This is a genomic window from Methylobacterium longum (assembly GCF_022179385.1).
GTDB lineage: Bacteria > Pseudomonadota > Alphaproteobacteria > Rhizobiales > Beijerinckiaceae > Methylobacterium > Methylobacterium longum.
In genome coordinates, this window is the sequence record NZ_BPQS01000184.1 from 1 (window position 1) to 452 (window position 452).

Consider the following 452-nt stretch of genomic DNA (forward strand, 5'->3'; position numbering starts at 1 on the left):
TGATCGACTGAAACCCATACCAACATAAGATATTATACTTACCTTGGTTATAAGACGGCTACAGACCGCCTATGCCCAACAAGCTCGACGCCCTGCTCGGATGCCTGAAGGTGCAGCAGCGCACGCTCATCCTGGCGATGGCCGAGCGTGATGGTCTGCCGGCCGGTAGCGCACTGCGCCAAGTCGCCGAGTTGGAGAACGTTATCGCTGCGTTCGAGGCTGTCGCCGCTGAGGATACCGCACGAGACCATCTATCAAAGAGTTGAGCGCGGTCGTGGCTCGGGCTTGAACCTCACCTCGCTTGGTCTGGGCGCGTGAGCGTGGCATGGCAGGACATGCAAAGCGACTACGACCACGGCGAAAGCCTCGAATGCCTCGCCTGCGGCGCCGTTTACGCGGCTACGGGAGAGAGAGGATACGTTCTGACCGAGGACGATGCTCGCTGCGCCTCC

1 protein-coding gene is annotated in these 452 nt (G+C 60.2%); it reads left to right on the forward strand.

Annotation, left to right across the window (positions count from 1 at the left end; all coding sequences use genetic code 11):
• Positions 1-71 precede the first annotated feature (71 nt).
• Positions 72-266: a hypothetical protein gene (locus MFF58_RS32015; RefSeq protein ID WP_238294373.1), complete on the forward strand. Its 195-nt coding sequence runs from the start codon at positions 72-74 to the stop codon at positions 264-266.
• Positions 267-452 lie beyond the last annotated feature (186 nt).

What these genes read in the sequence shown, in the direction of transcription:
- MFF58_RS32015 (WP_238294373.1), top strand. Translation starts at nt 72, where the DNA reads ATGCCCAACAAGCTCGACGCCCTGCTCGGATGCCTGAAGGTGCAGCAG.